At 69.0% G+C, this 18896-nt stretch carries 20 protein-coding genes; 8 read left to right on the forward strand and 12 right to left on the reverse strand.

Annotated features, from left to right (window positions below):
• The first annotated feature begins 11 nt into the window (after nucleotides 1–11).
• Nucleotides 12–785 carry an IclR family transcriptional regulator gene (locus tag GPX89_RS39675; RefSeq protein WP_157392939.1) on the forward strand — a complete coding sequence of 258 codons (774 nt, stop codon included), beginning with the start codon at nucleotides 12–14 and terminating at the stop codon, nucleotides 783–785.
• A gap of 203 nt (nucleotides 786–988) precedes the next feature.
• Here the strand turns inward: GPX89_RS39675 and GPX89_RS39680 are convergent, their stop codons facing one another.
• From GPX89_RS39680 to GPX89_RS39730, 11 genes are all read right to left on the reverse strand, one after another.
• Nucleotides 989–1687, reverse strand: a complete 699-nt coding sequence (locus GPX89_RS39680; protein WP_157392940.1) for a hypothetical protein — start codon at nucleotides 1685–1687, stop codon at nucleotides 989–991.
• Between the two features lie 57 nt (nucleotides 1688–1744).
• Entirely contained in the window at nucleotides 1745–2932 is a 1188-nt protein-coding gene (locus tag GPX89_RS39685) for a cytochrome P450 family protein (protein WP_157392941.1), read from the reverse strand.
• Between the two features lie 35 nt (nucleotides 2933–2967).
• Complete coding sequence (locus tag GPX89_RS39690; protein ID WP_157392942.1) at nucleotides 2968–4194, reverse strand: cytochrome P450 family protein; 1227 nt, start codon at nucleotides 4192–4194, stop codon at nucleotides 2968–2970.
• A complete protein-coding gene (locus GPX89_RS39695) occupies nucleotides 4191–4808 on the reverse strand; it encodes a GTP-binding protein (RefSeq protein ID WP_157392943.1) in 618 nt (205 codons plus the stop codon). Before GPX89_RS39695 ends, GPX89_RS39690 begins: the two co-directional genes overlap by 4 nt.
• Nucleotides 4789–5142 (reverse strand): DUF742 domain-containing protein, encoded by a 354-nt coding sequence (locus GPX89_RS39700; protein WP_328602848.1) that lies wholly within the window; start codon nucleotides 5140–5142, stop codon nucleotides 4789–4791. Before GPX89_RS39700 ends, GPX89_RS39695 begins: the two co-directional genes overlap by 20 nt.
• Complete coding sequence (locus GPX89_RS39705) at nucleotides 5139–5552, reverse strand: roadblock/LC7 domain-containing protein (protein WP_157392944.1); 414 nt, start codon at nucleotides 5550–5552, stop codon at nucleotides 5139–5141. The genes GPX89_RS39700 and GPX89_RS39705 overlap by 4 nt, the downstream gene beginning before the upstream one ends.
• A gap of 64 nt (nucleotides 5553–5616) precedes the next feature.
• Nucleotides 5617–7470: a sensor histidine kinase gene (locus GPX89_RS46115; RefSeq protein WP_328602849.1), complete on the reverse strand. Its 1854-nt coding sequence runs from the start codon at nucleotides 7468–7470 to the stop codon at nucleotides 5617–5619.
• Nucleotides 7471–7667: 197 nt separating this feature from the next.
• Nucleotides 7668–8345 (reverse strand): TMEM175 family protein, encoded by a 678-nt coding sequence (locus GPX89_RS39715; RefSeq protein WP_157392945.1) that lies wholly within the window; start codon nucleotides 8343–8345, stop codon nucleotides 7668–7670.
• Nucleotides 8346–8369: 24 nt separating this feature from the next.
• The gene (locus tag GPX89_RS39720; protein ID WP_157392946.1) at nucleotides 8370–9050 is read right to left on the reverse strand and encodes a hypothetical protein; all 681 of its coding nucleotides are present in this window, start codon (nucleotides 9048–9050) and stop codon (nucleotides 8370–8372) included.
• The gene (locus tag GPX89_RS39725; RefSeq protein WP_157392947.1) at nucleotides 9047–9406 is read right to left on the reverse strand and encodes a hypothetical protein; all 360 of its coding nucleotides are present in this window, start codon (nucleotides 9404–9406) and stop codon (nucleotides 9047–9049) included. The genes GPX89_RS39720 and GPX89_RS39725 overlap by 4 nt, the downstream gene beginning before the upstream one ends.
• Before the next feature lie 343 nt (nucleotides 9407–9749).
• On the reverse strand, nucleotides 9750–9965 hold the full coding sequence (locus GPX89_RS39730; RefSeq protein ID WP_157392948.1) for a hypothetical protein: 216 nt from the start codon (nucleotides 9963–9965) through the stop codon (nucleotides 9750–9752).
• Nucleotides 9966–10183: 218 nt separating this feature from the next.
• Between GPX89_RS39730 and GPX89_RS39735 the strand changes: the two genes are divergently transcribed.
• The 6 genes from GPX89_RS39735 (at nucleotide 10184) to GPX89_RS39760 (ending at nucleotide 16739) form a co-directional block, all read left to right on the forward strand.
• The gene (locus tag GPX89_RS39735) at nucleotides 10184–11173 is read left to right on the forward strand and encodes a zinc-binding dehydrogenase (RefSeq protein WP_157392949.1); all 990 of its coding nucleotides are present in this window, start codon (nucleotides 10184–10186) and stop codon (nucleotides 11171–11173) included.
• A 75-nt stretch (nucleotides 11174–11248) separates the two neighbouring features.
• Complete coding sequence (locus tag GPX89_RS39740; protein WP_157392950.1) at nucleotides 11249–11980, forward strand: serine hydrolase; 732 nt, start codon at nucleotides 11249–11251, stop codon at nucleotides 11978–11980.
• 63 nt (nucleotides 11981–12043) lie between these two features.
• Nucleotides 12044–13420 (forward strand): MFS transporter, encoded by a 1377-nt coding sequence (locus GPX89_RS39745; RefSeq protein ID WP_328602850.1) that lies wholly within the window; start codon nucleotides 12044–12046, stop codon nucleotides 13418–13420.
• A complete protein-coding gene (locus GPX89_RS39750) occupies nucleotides 13410–13829 on the forward strand; it encodes a MarR family winged helix-turn-helix transcriptional regulator (protein ID WP_157392951.1) in 420 nt (139 codons plus the stop codon). Before GPX89_RS39745 ends, GPX89_RS39750 begins: the two co-directional genes overlap by 11 nt.
• A 37-nt stretch (nucleotides 13830–13866) precedes the next feature.
• A complete protein-coding gene (locus GPX89_RS39755; RefSeq protein WP_328602851.1) occupies nucleotides 13867–14658 on the forward strand; it encodes an N-acetylmuramoyl-L-alanine amidase in 792 nt (263 codons plus the stop codon).
• A 125-nt stretch (nucleotides 14659–14783) separates the two neighbouring features.
• Nucleotides 14784–16739, forward strand: coding sequence for an APC family permease (locus GPX89_RS39760; RefSeq protein WP_157392952.1), 1956 nt, complete (start codon nucleotides 14784–14786; stop codon nucleotides 16737–16739).
• A gap of 279 nt (nucleotides 16740–17018) precedes the next feature.
• Here the strand turns inward: GPX89_RS39760 and GPX89_RS39765 are convergent, their stop codons facing one another.
• Nucleotides 17019–17681, reverse strand: a complete 663-nt coding sequence (locus GPX89_RS39765) for a hemerythrin domain-containing protein (RefSeq protein ID WP_157392953.1) — start codon at nucleotides 17679–17681, stop codon at nucleotides 17019–17021.
• An 82-nt stretch (nucleotides 17682–17763) separates the two neighbouring features.
• On the opposite strand from GPX89_RS39765, the gene GPX89_RS46120 reads away from it, so the two are divergent.
• Nucleotides 17764–18825, forward strand: coding sequence for a helix-turn-helix transcriptional regulator (locus tag GPX89_RS46120; protein ID WP_157392954.1), 1062 nt, complete (start codon nucleotides 17764–17766; stop codon nucleotides 18823–18825).
• Nucleotides 18826–18896 lie beyond the last annotated feature (71 nt).

An 18896-nucleotide genomic window follows, 5' to 3' on the forward strand; every position in this document is an offset into this window, starting at 1 on the left:
CTGGGCGTGTTATGGCGAAACAACCGGAATCCGGTGTCCCCGTGCAGTCGGTGGACCGTGCGCTGACCGCCCTGGAAATCGTGGCCAAGCTGGGTTCGGCCGGGATCACCGAGATCGCGGCCGAACTAGGCGTGCACAAGTCCACCGTGTCGCGGCTGATGGCGGTGCTCGAGGCGCGCGGCTACGTCGAGCAGCTGTCCGACCGGGGCAAGTACCGGCTCGGCTTCACCGTGGTCCGGCTGGCCGGATCCTCCAGCGCCCACCTGGATCTGCGCCGCCAGAGCCAGGACCTGTGCGACGAGCTCGCGGCCCGGGTCGGGGAGACCACCAATATCGCCATTCTCGACAGCGACCGCATCATCAATGTCGCCGAGGCCGTCGGCTCCGCGGGCATCGCCCTGCGCACCTGGATCGGGCAGAGCTGCCCCGCCCACGCCACCTCCAGCGGCAAAGTGCTGCTGGCCGATCTGCCGGCCGCCGACCTGCGTTCCCGGCTGCGCAAACGCCTGGAATCCTTCGCCCCCAACACCGTCACCGAACTGGCGGTGCTGCAGACGCAGCTGGCGGAGGTCCGCGCCCAGGGCTGGGCGTCGTGCGAGGAGGAACTCGAGATCGGCCTGAACGCGGTCGCCGCCCCGATCCGCGACAGCGACGGCCGCATCATCGCCGCCCTGAGCGTCTCCGGCCCGTCATATCGCTTTGCGGCCCAACGCTTCCCGGAGATCGCGCAGCAGGCGGTGGAGGCCGCCGACGCGATCTCCCGCCGCCTGGGCCATCACGGCTGACGCGCGTTCAACGCGGCAGCCTCCGAGTGGATTTCGATACCGCCGAAGAAGTCTCGAACATCTCCCACGAATTCGCGAAGGCCACCGGACCGTTGCTTCCGATCCCGGCCCCGATCGAAGTCGGTGGCGGTCGATTCGGCACAGGGATGCATCGGAGAGCCGTTCGCGCCGCCGATGATCGACCGCCGGAGCGAGCCGCGGAACTACTTGGCGTTCTGGACCTTTTGGACGGCGGTGGTGAAGAACTTCTCGAAGGCGGGCTGGTCCGGGGTGTCGCTCCAGGTCGAGACGCGGACACCGACGGTCAGGCCGCGCACGGTGGCATAGCCCTCGAAGGTGGTCTGGTCGAGGGGGACGGCGGTGCCGATCGTGGTGGAGCTGGTGGTCTTGTAGGCGATGGCGTCGGTGCCGGACAGGGCGGCGGGGACGGTCAGCTTGTCGAACTTGGTGGTGGAGTCGGCCTGCTTGCCGTCGGTGTTCGAGCTGACCTTCACCTCGGGGCACTTCTGGTGGTTGTCAACCATTTTCGGGAGATCGGCGACATTGCCGGAGACGTAGTCGACGTACATGGTCATGTCCTCGGTGGACGCCACCGAGAACGACGCCTTGGACAGGATGTCCTTCCCGGCCGCGGCCACATCGAGCTGCGGGCCCTTGCACTCGGCCGGGGTGACGGTGGCGGTGGCCATGGTGGCGCCGAAATTGGACAGGGTCGACTGCAGCTTGTCCTGCGGGATGTCCATCTTCTTGGTGCCCGAGGGGAATTCGGATTCCACCAGCACCAGCTGGTCCCGGGCCGTGCTCGGAGCGCTGCCGGACTTGGCGGAACCGTCGTTTCCCCCGCAACCGGCAATGAGCAGGACCGCGCACGCGGTCGCCGACGCGATAATTCCCTTGGTCATCACCCGGCAGAGTGTGCCAGGGTCGCGCGGCGACCGCATGCGGGGGTGCGGAGCATCTCAGGCCAGGTGGATCGGCAACGCGGCGATGTCGTTCTGGGTCATGACCGGAAGGTTCACGATCTGCTCGACCGGAACGGCCAAGCGCAGATCGGGGAAGCGGTCGAACAGGGCGGGGAGGCCGATGGACGCTTCCAGACGGGCCAGGGCCGCGCCGGGACAGATGTGCGGGCCGTAGCCGAAGGCGATGTTGCGGTTGGCCGTCGGCCGGGTGATGTCGAACTCGTCGGCGTCCTCGCCGAACACGGCGGTGTCACGACCGGTGGCACGGTAGGACATGACCACGCCCTCACCCTTCTCGATCACCGTGTCGCCGATGGTGATGTCCTCGGTGGCGAAGCGCATGAGCAGATGGGTGACCGGACCGTCCCAGCGCAGGGTCTCCTCGATCACCTGCTTCCACTCCACCTCCTCCGCGCGCACCTGCGCGAGCTGCTCGGGGCGGGTCAGCAAGGCGCGCACCGCGTTCAGGATCAGGCTGACCGTGGTCTCGTGGCCCGCGGCGACCAGCGCCTTGAGGTTGCCGACCACCTCCTCCTCGGTGAGCGGCTCACCGCCCTCGTCGGCCAGGATGAGCGCGCTGGTGAGGTCGTCGCCGGGTTCGGCGGTCTTGCGGCGGACCATCTCGGTGAAGTAGACGTCCATGTCCTCGATGATCCGCAGCCGCTCGTCCTGCGGGGTCACCATGGAGAAGAACTTCTTGTACCAGTCCAGCAGCATCGGCTGATCGGCGCGCTCCACGCCCATCAGCTCCGAGATCACCCGCATAGGCAGCGGATAGGCGAAGACCTCCTTGAGGTCCACGGCCGCGCCGTCCTGGCCCGCCTCGTCCAGATTGTCGAGCAGCTCCTTGGTGAGCCGTTCGATGTTGGGGCGCAACTCCTCCAGACGGCGCGGGGTCAGCGCCTGGGTGGTCTTGATGCGCAGGCGACGGTGCTCGGGGCCGTCCACGGTGAACATGGAGCGGCCCGCGTCGATCATGCCGATCAGCGGCCACTGCCGGGTCACCACGCCGTCGGTCCACAGCTTCCAGGCATCGATGTCCTTGATCAGCCTTGTGTCGGTGAGCAATTGGCGGGCGACGGTGTGATCGGTGACGGTCCAGGCGGGGACGCCCAGCAGCTCGATCCGGGTGATCGCCCCGGCGGCGCGCAGGCGGGCGGTCTCACCCGCGAGATCACCCACCATCGGATCGATACTGATGGCGTGTGGGCATGCGGAACTCACTGGAAACCTCCGAGAGCGCGAACAGGTGTGAAAACAACGGGGAGAGAAGCCATTCCCCGCAGGAACGGCGAAGGCCGCCGCGTCAGCCGCGGCGCGGGCACCGCGAGATCAATGTCGGGCAGCCGGTCCAGCAGCACCTCGATACCGGTCCGCGCGATGGTCTCGGCGATCTGCTGCGCCGGGAACGGGCAGCGGTACTCGCCGTGGCTGAAGGCGAAATGCGCGCTGTTGCCGGTATGGGCCGCGGCGCCGACCGACTGGCGCACGTGCGGATCGGTATTGGCGGCCGCCAGCCCGAGCAGCAGCAGATCGCCCGCGCGAATCGTCTTGTCCGCCAAGCGAGTATCGCGCGCTGCCCAGCGACCGGCCAGGATCGAGGTCGGGGAGTCCTCCCACAGCACCTCGTTCATCGCCTGGTCCACACTGCGCCGCCCGCCGCCCAGCGCGGCGGCGAAGCGGTCGTCGGTGAGCATCAGGCACACCGAGTTGACCAGCCAGTTCGCCGTCGGCAGGTGACCGGCGGCGGTGACCGCCATCAGATCGTTGACGTACTCCTCGTCGGTGAACCGCGCCGGGCAGGTCAGCATGCGCGAGACCAGATCCTCACCCGGGGTGGCCTTCTTCACCGCCAGCAGATGCTGCATGTACTGCATGAACTGCCCGTGCGCCGCCTGGGCGTCCGCGCCGCCGTCGGCCATCACCTTCATCGCGCGGGCCAGGCCGGGGCCCTCGGAATCGGGAAAACCCAAGAGCCAGGCCAGCACCAGCACCGGCAGCGGCTCGGCGAAATCCGCCACCAGCTCGGCCGTGCCGCGCCCGCAGAAGGCGTCGATCAGCCGATCGGCCGAACTCTCACAGACACGGCGCAATTCGAAGGGATCCACCGATTCCAGCGCCGGTTCCACCATGGCCAGATGCCGTCGGTGCTCCGCGCCCGCGGTGAAGTAGATCGAGGGCATCGGCGAGCCCACCATGGGCAGCAGCGGCCAGTCCGGCGGAATATTGGGCCACTGGTTCCACAGGCTGACATCGCGCGGGAACAGCTCGGGCGAACTGGTGACCTGATGCATCTCCCGATAGCCCAGCACCAGCCAGGCCGGAATGCCGCCGGGCAACTCGACCGCCGCGAGCGGCCCGTGGTCGCGGCGCATTTCGCGGTAGAGCGCGTGCGGATCGGTGTGGAAGCGGGGGCCGCTCAGCGGCACGACGCCGGGCTCGGTCATGCGGGACTCCTCCAACGGGCGGTCTCCGGGTGATGGAGGTGCTCGACCAGGGTGATCAGGACCTGCTTGCAGGCGTCGCGGTCGCGGGCGTCGCAGTCGACCAGCGGGATGTGCGAATCCAGATCCAGCGCCTCGCGCACTTCCGACAGCGCCGACCCGGGGCTGAAGTTGTTGCACGCCACGATGAACGGCATGCGCTGGTGTTCCAGGCGGTCGATGGCGTACCAGGAGTCGGCGATGCGGCGCTGGTCCACCAGCACGATCGCGCCCAGCGCCCCGCTGAACAGCCGGTCCCACAGGAACCAGAAGCGTTCCTGGCCGGGGGCTCCGAACAGATACAGCACGTGCTCGTCGTCGATGGTGATGCGGCCGAAGTCGAAAGCCACCGTGGTCGTGGACTTTCCGGCGATTCCCGCCAGATCGTCGACCTCGCTGCCGGCCTGGGTCATGGTGGCCTCGGTGTCGAGCGGGCGGATCTCGGAGATCGAGCGCACCATAGTGGTCTTGCCGACCCCGAAGCCGCCCACGATGACGATCTTCAAACCCTGGCGGGCCGCGGCGGACAGGGGCGCGTCGGCGCGCGCGGGACGGGTATCAGAGCTTGCGGAGTCCAACGAGCACCTTTTCCAGCGTGTTGGTGTCGGGCACCCAATTCGATTGCCGCGAAGCGTGATCCGGGTGACGCACGGTGATCTTGCCCGCGTGCAGCAGGTCCGACAGCAGAATGACGGTGATGCCGACCGGCAGGCGCAGCTCGGCCGCGATCTCCACCACCGCGGTCGGCGCGCGGCACATGTCGAGGATGGCGGCGTGCTCGGATTGCATGCCGCGCACCGGATCGCATTCGCTCACCACCAGGGTCACCAGATCGAAAGCGTCCGAATCCGGTTGGCTGCGACCGCCGGTCAGCGTGTAGAGCCGATCCGGATCCTCGTCTGGCCTGGTCACGACACGCTCGCCCCCGGAACCCGCGGCGCGGCCGTCAAATGCTCGCCGAGCTGCTCGACCAGCTCGCGCATCTGATGGCCCACCAGCCCCGCGTCGGCGTCCTCCGCGGCCACCACCGCGATATGCGCCCCCACCCCGGCCTCCACGATGAACAGAATCCCGCCGTAGAACTCGGTCATCGACTGCCGAACCCCACCCCGGCCGTCCCCGAACTCCACCGACGCGCCGTGCGAAAGACTCTGAATCCCCGCCGCGATGGCCGCCAGCTGATCCGCGCTGTCGGTCCCCAGCCCCGCCGTATGACAGATCTTCAACCCGTCCCCCGACAGCAGCAGCGCATGCCGCGCCCGCGGCGTACGCACCAGCAGCTGCTCCAACAGCCAACCCAAATCTGTGGCGGACGGTGTCATCGATCGGTCTCCGAGAGGGTCGCAGGGATGGGAAACGCGCCACCGCGGTAGTCGTGGGACGCGGTCATCGCTCGAGCTCCGAGGGGGCCTCGGACGCAGGAAATGGTGTGCCACCATACGTTTCGCGGTGCGGGCCATCGTGTCGGAAGCCGGGCGACCGCGGGCCGGTGCTGTCCTCGGCGACCGACGCGGGTGGAGTGGCGGCGGGGAAGGAGCCCGTGTCGTAGCGGGCCGCGGCGCGCGCGTTCTCGCGAAACTCGCCGCGCCGCACCGCGTCCAGCAGCGAGGACGGGAGCAGCGACGTGTCGTCGCCGCTGCCGGTGTCGGGTCCCGGGCGGTTCGGTGACGGCGCGGCCGAGGCGGGTTCGCCGCCGGGCGGCACCACGCCACCGGCCGAACCGGTCGGCGTGGCGTGGTCTCCGGGACCGGCCGGACCGAGGTTGGTGAGCGGTGAAGTCGTTGAGCCGCCGGGGACTCCGCGGCCGGAAACAGCGCGTTGGAAGGCCGCCATCGCCGAGGGGCGGGCGGGTGGGCGCGGCGGGGGAGCGGTGGCCGGGGCGGCGAGGCCGTCCGGGTGTACCGCCGCGAGGGTGCTGCCGCGGCGGCGCTTGGGGAGGCCGCTGGAAGTGGCTGCGTGCTGAGCGATTTCGTCGAGGCTCGCGGCTGGAGCCGCCGGGGGCAGGTCGACTATGGGGATCGGCCCGCTGACCGCCGCAGGGGGAAGAATCGCCGCCGGGCTGGTGTCGGCTCTGTCCGAGGTGGAATCTTGGCTGCTGGCAGCGGGGTTCGCGGGTCGGGCGGCATCCGCCCCTACCGGGGTGAGGCGGTTGAAGGTGCCGGAATTGCGCTCCAGGCGGGTGGTCAGTTCGCGGGGGACGACCACCACGACCGCGGTGCCGCCGATGGCTGAGGGGCGGTAGCTGACGGTGAGGTCGTGCTTGCGGGCCAGGTGGCCGACGACCGCCAGGCCGAGGCGGGTGCCCGACAAGGACGACAGGTCGGCTCGGCGGTGCTCGCGGGAGACCGCGGATTCGGCGCGGCGCAAGGCGGATTCGCTCATGACCAGGCCGCTGTCCTCGATGGTGATCACGATGCCGGCGGGAACCTCGGCGGCGTAGACGTGGACCTCGGTGGTGGGCGGGGAGAAGTTGCAGGCGTTGTCGAGCAACTCGGCCAGCGCGTGCATGATGCCCTCGGCGGCATGCCCTGCGATGGCGATCTCGGTGATGGCGCGCAACCGGACGCGCTGATACCCGGCGACCCGGCCCATCGCGCCGCGCAGGATCGACTCCATGGCAATGGGTTTGGCCCAGCGGCGGCCCGAGCGCGCGCCGCTGAGCACGGCGATGCTGTCCGCCAGCCGCCCCGCCTGGGCGGTGCGGTGATCGAGTTCGAGCAGATCGGCCAGCACCTTCGGATCGGCGTGCCGATGTTCCATCTCGCGCAGTTCGGCCAGCATGCTGGTGCTCATCGCCTGCATACGACCCGCCGCCCCGGCGAAGGCGGCCATGGCCGCGGCACGCCGGTTCTCGCTTTCCCTGGCCGTGCGGGAGTGCTGGTTCACCTGCTCCTGGAGGCCGTGAATCCTGGCCTCCGACTCGGCGATTCGCGCCTGCGTCGCCGACATGGCCGTCGCGACATGGGCTTCGGCCTGCGCCCGATAGCCCAGCGCCTCCTGCCGGACCCAGCGCACCCGCTCCCGGTAGTACACCGCCATCGTGATCGCGGCGGTCAGCGACAGCGCCGCCACACTCGCACCGATCGCCAGCGGCAACCGGAATTCATTGGGGGCGAAGAAGACCGCGACCGCCACCCCGCCCGCCGTGATTGCCAGCGCCCCCGCCGACATCGCATAGGGCAGGCGCTGACTCCGAACGGTATGGTGCTCCCCGCTCGGCGGATTCACTGATTCCGACACGCTCCGTACTTCCGCACTACCTCGACCTGGGCGAACGCCCGGGTGCCCCCGACCGCACCCGGGTGCGCGGGCCGTGCGAAATGCGCGGACCGACAAGCGGATTCGGATCTGCCGGACGAGCATAAGCGCACCGAACCCACCGCGCTACCCGAGCGCGAAGCCGCTGGCAAACGCCGGTCCCGATGATCGGAATCCGCTCAGGCGCGGGAGAGCACGTGGTTGCGGGTACTGCTGACGCCGTAGCCGAGCACGGCCGCCAGATACAGCACCAGCGCCGCCGCGGGCAGCAGCAGGCCGATCGCCGCGATCACGTCGAAGACCACGAAACCCACGACGGCCTGCATGCTCTCGCGCCGGGCGAAGACGGCGTCGTAGCCGGGCTCGAACAGATCCGGATCGCGGCGCAGCGCGATCCACATCACGAACCAGGCCGCCGCCTGCAACGCGCCCACCACACCGTAGAAGGCCGTCGCCACTCTCGCATTCCAGCCGCCGTCCTCGAGATGGTGGGCCAGCACGGTGGTCGGGAACGGCAGGAACGCCACCGCCAGGAGCAGCAGCAGATTGCCGCAGTGCAGCAGGCCGTCCATCTTCCGGATCCGGCCGAAGAAGCGGTGGTGGCACAGCCATATCACGCCGACGGTCAGAAACGAACCGGCATAGGCGAGGTAGCTGGGCCACAGGCCGGTGAGCTCGTGCCACAGATTGCCGTCCTCGGTCTCGGGGACGCGGATCTCGAGGACCAGCAGGGTGATCGCGATGGCCATGACGCCGTCGCTGAAGGTCTCCACGCGGGTGGTGTCGGTCAGCCGGGAATTACGCTCGGTGGCCGGGCTCGGCGCGGGGTCGGAAGTGAGGGAATCCGGGTGCTGCATACCGGCATTATCGAAGCCGAGCGGTCAGGCGTCGATGTCTTCGAGTTCCTGGTCGCGCATGCGCCGGCCGGCGATCAGTGACCCGAGGGCGAATCCGAAGATCGGGATGCTGACGATCGGCGACCATGAATTCACCTGCGGTCCCGCTGGGTGCAGCAGCGTCACCACCCGGATGATCGCCAGCGTCAGACCGCTCAATCCGCCGAACATGTACAGCGACAACGGTAATCGGAATCGCGTCGGCACGCTGCGATAGCTGAGCACGGACCCGGCCAGCACCGCGGCGTTCACCGCCAGGCCCGCCAGCGCCAGAATCCAGTTGTGCGTCTGCACGGTCACCGACGAGGGATGCAGCGGGTCGTAGGTGAGCAACATCGCGGCTTCGACCGCGAGCAGCCCGATGTAGAAGGCCCGCTTCAACAGCGCCCGTCCCCAGGCGTCTGCCACGGTCACCCCGATCAGGGCTCCGGCCGCGACCAGCGACACATCCGCGATCAGCCCCGGGAAGCCCTCGAAATGCCCACTCGGCAAGGTCATCCGATTGGCCGACCCGTTGACGGCGGGGGTGCGCAGCACCGCCCAGACCGCGAGCAACGCCATACCGATCGTGAAGGGCCGCGATTCGGGGGCCTTCCAGCGGGGCAGCCGGGCCGCCGCCGCGGCGAGCGCGCACAGGGCGGCGAGGATCGGCGCGATATTGCTCACCGGAACAGCCTCGCCCCGGCCTCCCCGCGCGATGGTCTGCGCTCCGGCGTGTCCTCCGCCTCTTTATCCCTCCGCAACAACTCGGTGAGCAGTTGCCGCGTGGAGGCTTGCCGGATCGCGCTGCCGGACCCGGCCCGCTGCGCCTCGGCCTCGGTAATGATCCCCGCCACCACCTGCACCTCCACCGGATTGGCGCTGTAGGCCCGAGCGATCTCGATCAGCGTCTCCACCGGCGGTGTCGGCAACGCCAGATGCCGCGCCAGGGTGGCCTGCGGAATCCCCGTCACCACCGCCATGGCCCGAGTGCTGTCCCCACCGGTCAGCTCCTCGATCCACCCTTTCAGCTGATCATGCACGCACCGATTCTCGCATGCGCCGCCCCAGCTTCGAGACATGGCATACGAGTTCGCGGACTGTGCCCGTCGCAGCGGCGCGGATCCCCGCTCGTGCTGCCGGCGACCGCCCTCTCGACGCGGATCGTGCCGACCGCCGGCGGTCCCGGAATCGGTCAGGCAGCGCGTCCGGCCGGCTGGCGGTGACGGTGGTCATCGGCACCGATATCCGGTCTTCGCCGAGTACATCCGTTGCGGCTTACCGGTGGAACGCGGCGGCTGGAATCGTGCTGTGGCCGGAGGGTTCCCATGGCTGCGCGCAAGTTCTGCGGCGATGCCGCGGGAGACGTGCGGAACGGGTTGGAGTTCAGCGGCTTCCGGTGCGGACGCCGTCTCGGATCTGGTACACGCGGGAGGTGGTGATGTCGCCCGCGGCCTTGGCGATGAGAAAGACGCGCTCGCCGGCGGCGGTGGCGTTCTTGATCTTGTCGCGCCAGATCGCGTCGGCGGCCTGGGCGGCCTGCTTGGCGGCTTCGCGGGCGCGGGTGGCTTCGCGGATGTCGTTCAGCAGCGGGGTGGTCATGAGACACCTTTCGTCGTCCCGGGGGTGGGCGGCGGGTCTCGCCGCGGTTACCAAACTATTCGGTCGTATGAGTCGAAGTCAAGGCTGCTTGCCTCGAAAATGGATCACACTCGGTTCGCTCTCGGAGAAACCTTCACGACTCCGCTTGACCTCAACGTAAGTCGAGGTTCGATGCTCGATTCAGACACACGGAACGAGTTCGACCGAGAGGCAATGACATGCGAGTGATGCAGGCGAAGGAATTCGGCGGACCCGAGGTGCTGGCGGTGACCGAGGCTCCCGACCCGGTCGCGGGTCCGGGCGAGGTGGTGGTGCGGGTCGCGGCCGCGGACGTGATGTTCCTCGACACCACCATCCGCAGCGGCTGGGCCGTCAACTTCTTCCCGGTCGAGCCGCCGTTCGTGCCGGGCGGTGCGGTCGCGGGCACGGTCGAGGCGGTCGGGCCGGGCGTGGACGCGGAGTGGATCGGCAAGCGGGTGGCCACCCCCACGGCCGCCAGCGGGATCGGTGGCGGACTGCCGATCGGCGGATACGCCGAGCGGGCGCTGGCCAAGGCCGCCACCCTGGCCGTCGTCCCGGACGAGCTGAGCTTCGTGCAAGCGGCGGCCCTCGCGCACGACGGACGCACCGCGCTCGCTGTCGCCGATCACGCGGTGATCGTGCCGGGGCAGTGGGTGCTGATCACGGCCGCCGCCGGTGGTCTGGGCACGCTGCTCATCCAGCTGGCCCGGGCGGCCGGTGCCCGGGTCATCGCCGCCGCGCGCGGCGAGGCGAAACTCGCACTGGCGCAACGGCTCGGCGCGCACGAGGTGGTCGATTACTCCCAGCCCGATTGGGCCGAGCAGGTGCGGGATCGGACCGGCGGCGTCCAGGTGGTCCTCGACGGCGCGGGCGGCGAGATCGGCCGGGCGGCGCTCACCGCGATCGAGCCGGGCGGTCAGCTCATCGCCTACGGCAACTCCGCGGGCGGTTTCGCCGCTGTCGACGCGGAAACCGCTGCGGCCCAGGGCATCACCCTGGTCTCCCTGTTCGAGATCGCCACCCCGGACACCGACTGGTCCGCTCTGCACGACCGGGCCCAGGCCGCGGCCGCGGCCGGCGACCTCGAGGTCGTCATCGGCCAGACGTTCCCCCTGGAGGAGGCCGCCGCCGCGCATGCCGCGATCGGTTCCCGCGCGGCCGTCGGCCGCACCATCCTCACCGTCTGATTCGGCGTGTCGTGAACAACCGCCCAGTCCATCGGCGCAAGGTGGACTGGGCGGAACGCGAACGCGGAGGTGGCAATGGGTTGTCGGACCGGAGTTCTCGCGGCATTGATCGCCGGGGCGTGCCTGGCTGGGTCCGGAACAGCGGGCGCCGCCCAGCCCGTACCCACCGACATCCAGCCGCTGGACGTGCCCGACCGGACCTCGATCTCGGTGCGCACCCTGGTCCCCGGCGTCGGCTGGGGCACCGCCAACGAGACCGAAGAGCGTGCGGCCCTGTCGATTTCGAAGCTCTACATCGCCGATTACGCGCTGCGTCACGGCGACGGCTCCGCGGGCGACCGGGACCTGTGTGAACGCATGATCCGCAAGTCCGACGACGCCGCGGCGGACCGGCTCTCCGCCAAATACCCCAAGGCCATCGACGCTGTGGCCGCCGAATACGGCCTGACCGCCACCCATGGCGGCGGCGACTGGGAGCTGTCGAGCACGAGCACCGCCGACGTCGCCGACTTCCTGGCGGCCAAGGTTCGCGCCGATCCCGACAGCCCGATCCTGGCCTGGATGGAAGAACCCGCCGAGAGGGCCGCCGACGGCACCCGCCAGGACTGGGGGACCGCCCGCCTGCCGCAGGTTCTCGGCAGTAAATGGGGGTGGTCCGACCTGGGCGACCCGGAAGTCGCCTCGGCCTCCTTCGGTCCGGGTTTCACGGTCTCCGCGCACACCTACGGCACGGCCGAGCAGCAGACCCAGGACGTGCTGGATGTGCTGTGGGGTCTGATCGGAGAGCTGACGCCACCCCGGCACTGAGGTGACCTGCGCCACCGAAAGAATCACTTGCGTTCGGAATGGTTGTGAAAGCACAATCATTGTGTGCTTACAACTGTCGAGGGGCTGAGTGCGCGCCGGAAGACGATCATCCTGGTCACCTGCTGCCTCAGCCTGCTGATCTCGTCCATGGACGCGACCATCGTGAACGTCGCGATCCCCACTATCCGCGCCGATCTGGGCGCGCCGCTGTCGAAGCTGCAGTGGATCGTCGACGTCTACACCCTCACCCTCGCCAGCCTGCTCATGCTCTCGGGCGCGGCCGCCGACCGCTTCGGCCGCAAGCGCGTCTTCCGCATCGGCCTGCTCACCTTCGCGGCCGGATCGCTGCTGTGCAGCCTCGCGCCCACCATCGAGGTGCTGATCGGCGCGCGGTTCCTGCAGGCCATCGGCGGTTCCATGCTGAATCCCGTTGCCATGTCGATCATTACGACCGTCTTCACCGGCAAGGTGGAGCGGGCCCGCGCGGTCGGCGTGTGGGGCGCGGTCGTGGGCATCTCGACGGCGATGGGCCCCCTGGTCGGTGGCCTGCTCATCGACAGCCTGGGCTGGCAGTCGGTGTTCTGGATCAATCTGCCGATCGTTGCGGTCGCACTGGTGCTCACCACCGTCTATGTGCCGGAATCGAAGTCGGCCAATCCGCGCAGCATGGACCCGATCGGGCAACTGCTCGCCATCGCGGTGATGTTCACGCTGGTGTTCGGCCTGATCGAGCGGCAGCCCGCCGTCTTCGCGGTCTCGGCGCTGGCCCTGGCCGGATTCGTCTGGCACGAGTCGCGGCACCCGTCGCCGTTCATCGATCTGCGCTTCTTTCGCAGCTTCCCGTTCTCCTCGGCCACCGTCATCGCGGTCTGCTCGTTCGCGGCGCTGGGCGCGTTCCTGTTCGACATGTCGCTGTATCTGCAAGGCACCCGCCACTTCTCGGCCGTGCACACCGGACTGCTCTACCTGCCGATGGCGCTGGGCATGCTGGTCTTCTCCCCGCTGTCGGGCCGCCTGGTCGGACGCCACGGCACCAAGCCGTCGCTGCTGATGGCGGGCAGCCTGATGGCCGTGGCCGCCATCGGTCTCACCCTGCTGCGCGCCGACACCCCGATCTGGCAGCTGGTCATCACCTTCGCCCTGTTCGGCATCGGTTTCGGTATGGTCAACGCGCCCATCACCACCACCGCGGTCAGCGGCATGCCGCTCGATCGCGCGGGCGCGGCGTCGGCGGTGGCCTCCACCAGCCGTCAGGTCGGCGTGAGTCTCGGTGTGGCACTGTGTGGTGCGCTCACCGGTGCCGGATTGTGGTGGACCATCACGGGTTTCGCCATGGCCGTGACCGCGCTGGGCGTGGCCGCCAATACCGACTGGGCGTACCGTTCGCGAGATCGCATCGCCCCCCTGCTGGAACAGAAGGTCCCCGCTCATGCCGGATGACACGCCCACGACCGATGAGGTCTGGCGGCAGCTCAACCACGTCGTGGTGGACACCCGCGACGCCTGGAAGCGCGCGGTGGCCGAGCGAACCGGCATGCCGTTCAGCCGGTTTCGGGTGTTGCGGCGGCTGCTTCCGGGCGCGCTGAGCGCTAAACAGCTGGCGGTGGCGGCCGGAATGGACGCCCCGGCCACCACCGTCGTGGTCAACGATCTCGAGGAGCGCGGCCTGGTGACCCGCGAGATCGACCCGAACAATCGGCGCAGCAAACTCATCTCGCTGACCCGGGCGGGTGAGGAGGTCCTCGCCGAGGCCCTCGCCACGCCGTATCCCGCACCCGCGGAATTGGCCACGCTCGACCCGTCCGACCTGCGCACACTCCACGCGCTGCTGCGCAAACTCGAACACTGACTTACTCGTTCGTGATTGAACCGTTATCGTTTGTCCCGTGCGACACCGACACTGGACGTCCCTGGCAGCCCTGACCGCCGCCCTGCTGATCGCGGGCTGCGGGCAGAGCCTCACCGCCACACCGGTTTCGGCGTCCGAGCCGCACCCCTCCCAGCAGTCCCCGGCCGTTCCGCTGTTCCCGATCGCCGGCCAGACCGTGGTCATCGATCCCGGCCACAATGGCGGCGGCGCAGCCCATCCCGACCAGATCAATGCCCAGGTGCCCGACGGGCGCGGCGGCATGAAGCCCTGCAACACCACCGGTACCAGCGGCAATGACGGGTACACCGAGCACGAGTTCAATTGGGATGTGGGGCAGCGGGTGCGCGATCTGCTCACCGCCCGCGGCTATCACGTGATCATGAGCCGCGACAGCGACGACGGGGTCGGGCCCTGCGTCGACGATCGCGGCACCCTCGGCAATCGCGTCGGCGCGGCGGCCGTGGTCTCCATCCACGCCGACGGCGCGCCCGCGGGCGACCACGGCTTCCACGTCGCCTACTCCTCGCCCGCGCTCAACGACGCCCAGTCCGGGCCGTCGGTGCAGCTGGCCACCACCCTGCGCGACACCATGGTCGGCGCGGGCTTCACCGACTCCAACTACGTCGGCTCCGACGGCCTGGACCCGCGCGCCGATCTGGCCGGACTCAATTTCTCCGAGCGGCCCACCGCACTGGTCGAGTGCGGAAACATGCGAGATCCCGGCGACGCCGCCGTCCTCGAATCTGCCGACGGCCGCGCCCGATTCGCGCAGGCCATCGCCAATGCCATCGCGGCCTATCTGAACTAGCACAACAGTCTGAAGTACTCACGGCGCGGGGTGTGTGTGCGCCCGGTTTGCCGTGAGTAGATTCGTCACGTCATTTACGGAATATTTTCGGGAAACCGGACAGACAGAGTTCCGGGGAGGACTCCTTGACCACCACCGACGTACGGCCGCGCTCGCGCTTCGCGAACTGGCTACTCGAGGACTCGGGTGACCAGTACGCGCAGATCACCGGCCCGATGGCCAAGAAGCCACCCAAGGAGCATCAGCACTCCTGGTGGAAGGTCATGTGCCTCACCGGTGTCGACTACTTCTCGACACTCGGCTACCAGCCCGGCATCGCGGCCCTGGCCGCGGGCGTGCTGTCGCCGCTGGCGACGCTCGTGCTGGTCGCGCTGACCCTGCTGGGTGCGCTGCCGGTCTACCGGCGGGTTGCCAGGGAGAGTCACGACGGTGGCGGCTCGATCGCCATGTTCGCGAAGTTCCTGCCGAACTGGTGGGGCAAGTTCGCCATTCTGGTGTTGCTGGGCTTCGCCGCCACCGACTTCACCATCACCATGACGCTCTCGGCGGCCGACGGTGCGGCCCACATCGTCGAGAACCCGCTCATGCCGTCCTTCCTGCACGACCAGAACATGACCATCACGCTGGTGCTGCTGGCTCTGCTGGCGGCGGTGTTCCTCCGGGGTTTCAGTGAGGCCATCGGCATAGCGGTCGGGCTGGTCGGCGCCTACCTCGCGCTGAACCTGGTGGTCGCGGTCGTCGGCATCGTGAAGGTGCTGCAGGCGCCGCACCTGGTCACCGACTGGACGCATCTGCTGACGGCCAAGCACGGCAATGTCTTCGCCATGATCGGCGTCGCGCTGCTGGTGTTCCCGAAGCTGGCCCTGGGCATTTCCGGCTTCGAGACCGGCGTCGCGGTCATGCCGCAGATCAAGGGCAATCCGGCCGACTCCAAGGAATACCCGCGCACCCGCATCATCGGCACCCGCAAGCTGCTGACCTCCGCGGCGCTCATCATGAGCGGGTTCCTCATCGTCACCAGCTTCATCACCACCGTCCTCATTCCCGAAAAGGAGTTCGAGGACGGTGGACAGGCCAACGGCCGCGCGCTGGCCTTTCTGGCGCACGAATATCTGGGCAATGCCTTCGGGACCGTCTACGACATCAGCACCATCGCGATCCTCTGGTTCGCGGGCGCGTCGGCCATGGCGGGTCTGCTCAATTTGGTGCCGCGCTACCTGCCGCGCTTCGGCATGGCACCCGAATGGGCGCGCCAGATTCGGCCGCTGGTGCTGGTTTTCGGGTTGGTCTCATTCGCCATCACCTGGTATTTCAACGCGAATGTGGACGCGCAAGGCGCGGCCTATGCCACCGGTGTGCTGGTGCTGATCACGTCCGCGGCCGTGGCCGTGGGCATTTCGGCCTGGAGTAAGAAGCAGTACTCGCGCGTGCTCGGATTCGGCGTGGTATCGCTGATCTTCACCTACACCACCATCGACAACATCATCGAAAAGCCCGCCGGTCTGCACCTGTCGATCCTGTTCATCATGGCGATCATGGTGGTGTCCTTCGCCTCCCGCATCCGCCGGGCCTTCGAGTTGCGGGCCGTCGACGTGGTGTTCGACGAGAAGGCGTGCCAGATGATCGATCAGCTCGCCGAGCGCGGTGAGATTCGCATCGTCACCCACGACATCACCGATGGGCGCTCGCCGGAGGAGTACGCGGAGAAGGAAGCCGATCAGCGGCGCGAGAGCCACATCCCGGCGGACGAGCCCATCCTCTTCCTCGAGGTCATCGTGAAGGATCCCTCGGAGTTCAGCACCACGCTGAACGTGACCGAGGTGGATGTGGAGGACTACCACATCCTCACCGTCGAGGCCGCGGCCGTGCCCAACTGCATCGCCTCCATTCTGATCGCCATCCGCGACCGCACCGGCGAGTGCCCGCACGTGTACTTCGAATGGACCGAAGGCAACCCGCTGGTCAACCTGATGCGGTTCATGTTCTTCGGCGAGGGCGAGGTCGCGCCGGTGACCCGCGAGATCCTGCGCCGGGCCATCCCGCGGCGGTCGCAGCGGCCGCACGTGCACGTCGACAGCTAGACCCCCGGAACGCTAGGACCGGCGGCACCCCCCTCCCGCGCCGCCGGTCCTCGCCCGCGCTCCGGATGGCGAAGCGAGGTCTGGGCCGCATCAATTGCCCGCTGCGGCCTTCGGGTCGGTCGATCGAGCCGACATTTCACGGCACATCGGATGGCTGCGCCGTTCGGGCCGGTCGACCGGACCTGGGTTTCACGCCGCATCCGATGGACGGGTGCGGCGCTCGGATCACGCGACCGGACCTGGGTTTCGCGCGGCATCCGATGGGCTGTGCTGCGCCGATCACGCGACCGGGCCGAGGATGCGGCGTCGGTAGCGGGCGTAGCTGCGGGTCGCGGTCAGGCGCAACAGGAGTCGTGGCGCGGCGGGGACCGCGGTGAGCATCAGCGCGGTGACGTCGGGTGGGGCGTCGGCGGTGAGCATCCCGAAGACCATGGGGGCCAGGCGTTTCGGAAGCGCGGCCGCGCCGCTCGCGCCGAGCTCGTGCCATTCGGCGGGAGTCAGGTGGCGGGCCGCGAGTGGCAGGAGTTCGCGTTCTTCGGTCTCGAGGTGCTCGGCCAGCGCGCGGTGCAGATCACGCAGGTGCGCGGCGAGCGGTCGCGCCGCCTCGGCCGTGGGCTGCCGCTCCCAGCGGGCCAGGGCCGCTTCCGCGTTCTCGATTCCGGCGTGGATTTCGCGGTGCTGCCGCTCCGCTGTTCCCAGCGATTCGGTGAGCTGCGCGCCGCAACGCTCGACGAGCTTGGGCAACAGCAGCCGATCTTCGCCCGAGTGATGGTGTTCGAGAATGTCGAGCAGCAGTCGCGCGTGTCCCGCGACCGCCGGCACCCGTTCGGTGCTCGCCGTGGTCACCAGATCCGGCAGCCCGCCGAATTCGCGCAGCAGTCCGGCGTGCACGGCCTTCATGTCCCGGGTGTCGACGTGCTCTGTCCGCCCCATGGTGCTCATGCACTCACCGTCGCGTACCCGCCCGCGCCGGGGCCATCCCAGAAATCTGGTGACTTCGCCTGTTCCGGTGCAGGATTGGCTGGTGGTTGGGGTTCGACGTCGGGATCTGCGCGCCCGCATGGAGTTGCTGGCGGCCGCTGGGCTCGAGACGCACGACTTTCTGTTCGAGGCGGCGGAGCTGCTGGATCGCGCGATGGGCGTCGAATTCCTGTGTGCCGCGAGCACCGATCCGGCGACGGGTCTGGTCACCGCCAGTGTCGGCACGCGCCCGATCGAGCTGTGCGACAGCGAGTTCACTCGCTACGAGAACGCCGACCCGGCCGATCTCAACCGCCTCGCCGAGCTGGCGGTGCGACCGAACCCGGTCGGCGTGCTGGCGCTCGAGTCGGCCGGTGATCCCGCCCGCAGCCTGCGGTACCGCGAATTCCTGCGGCCGCGTTTCGATTTCGAGCACGAGCTGCGGTGCGTCTGCCGGGTGTCGGAGGTCGGCTGGGGCGCCTTCGGCATGTACCGCGCGGGCGGGGCCACCGGATTCGGTGAGGACGACGCCACCGAGATCGCCGCGCTGGGACCGGTGATCGCGAGCGGGATCCGCCGGGGGCTGCTGACCGGGCCGGTGTCCACGGCCCCGGAATTGACGGGTCCGGCGGTGCTCGTCGTCGACGCGGACGACACGGTGTCGGCCATGACCCCGGACGCGTCGGCGGTGCTGGCCCGGCTGCGTCCGCCGTCGTCGGGCGTCGTCTTCGGTCCGATCGCGGACGCGGTGGCCGCGGTGCGGTTTCCGGGTCGCCGGGCGGCGGCGCGGGTGCGCGCGGTCACCGGCGAGTGGTGGGTGGTGCGAGCCGCCCCGCTGACCGGCGCGCCGCCGGGCGCGGTGGCGGTGACGTTCGAGCGGCCCGGAGTGGTGGATCTGCTGTCGCTGGTGGTGGCGGCCTGCGGGCTTACCGCGCGGGAGCGGGCGGTGGTCGATCTGGTGCTGCGTGGGCGCAGTACCGCCGAGATCGCGCGGGCGCTGCACCTGTCGGCGTATACCGTGCAAGATCATCTGAAGGCGATCTTCGCCAAGACCGGTGTGCGCAGCCGCCGGGAGCTGGTGGCGCGGCTGCGGCCGCCGGAGCCGCTCGGCGTCGATACGAATTAGCTGTAACTCGTGGTTTCATACATAGGTAGAATATTGCTACGCTCACGCAGCAAACGCGATATGAGACCAGG

The organism is Nocardia terrae, from assembly GCF_009760405.1.
Lineage (GTDB): Bacteria > Actinomycetota > Actinomycetes > Mycobacteriales > Mycobacteriaceae > Nocardia > Nocardia terrae.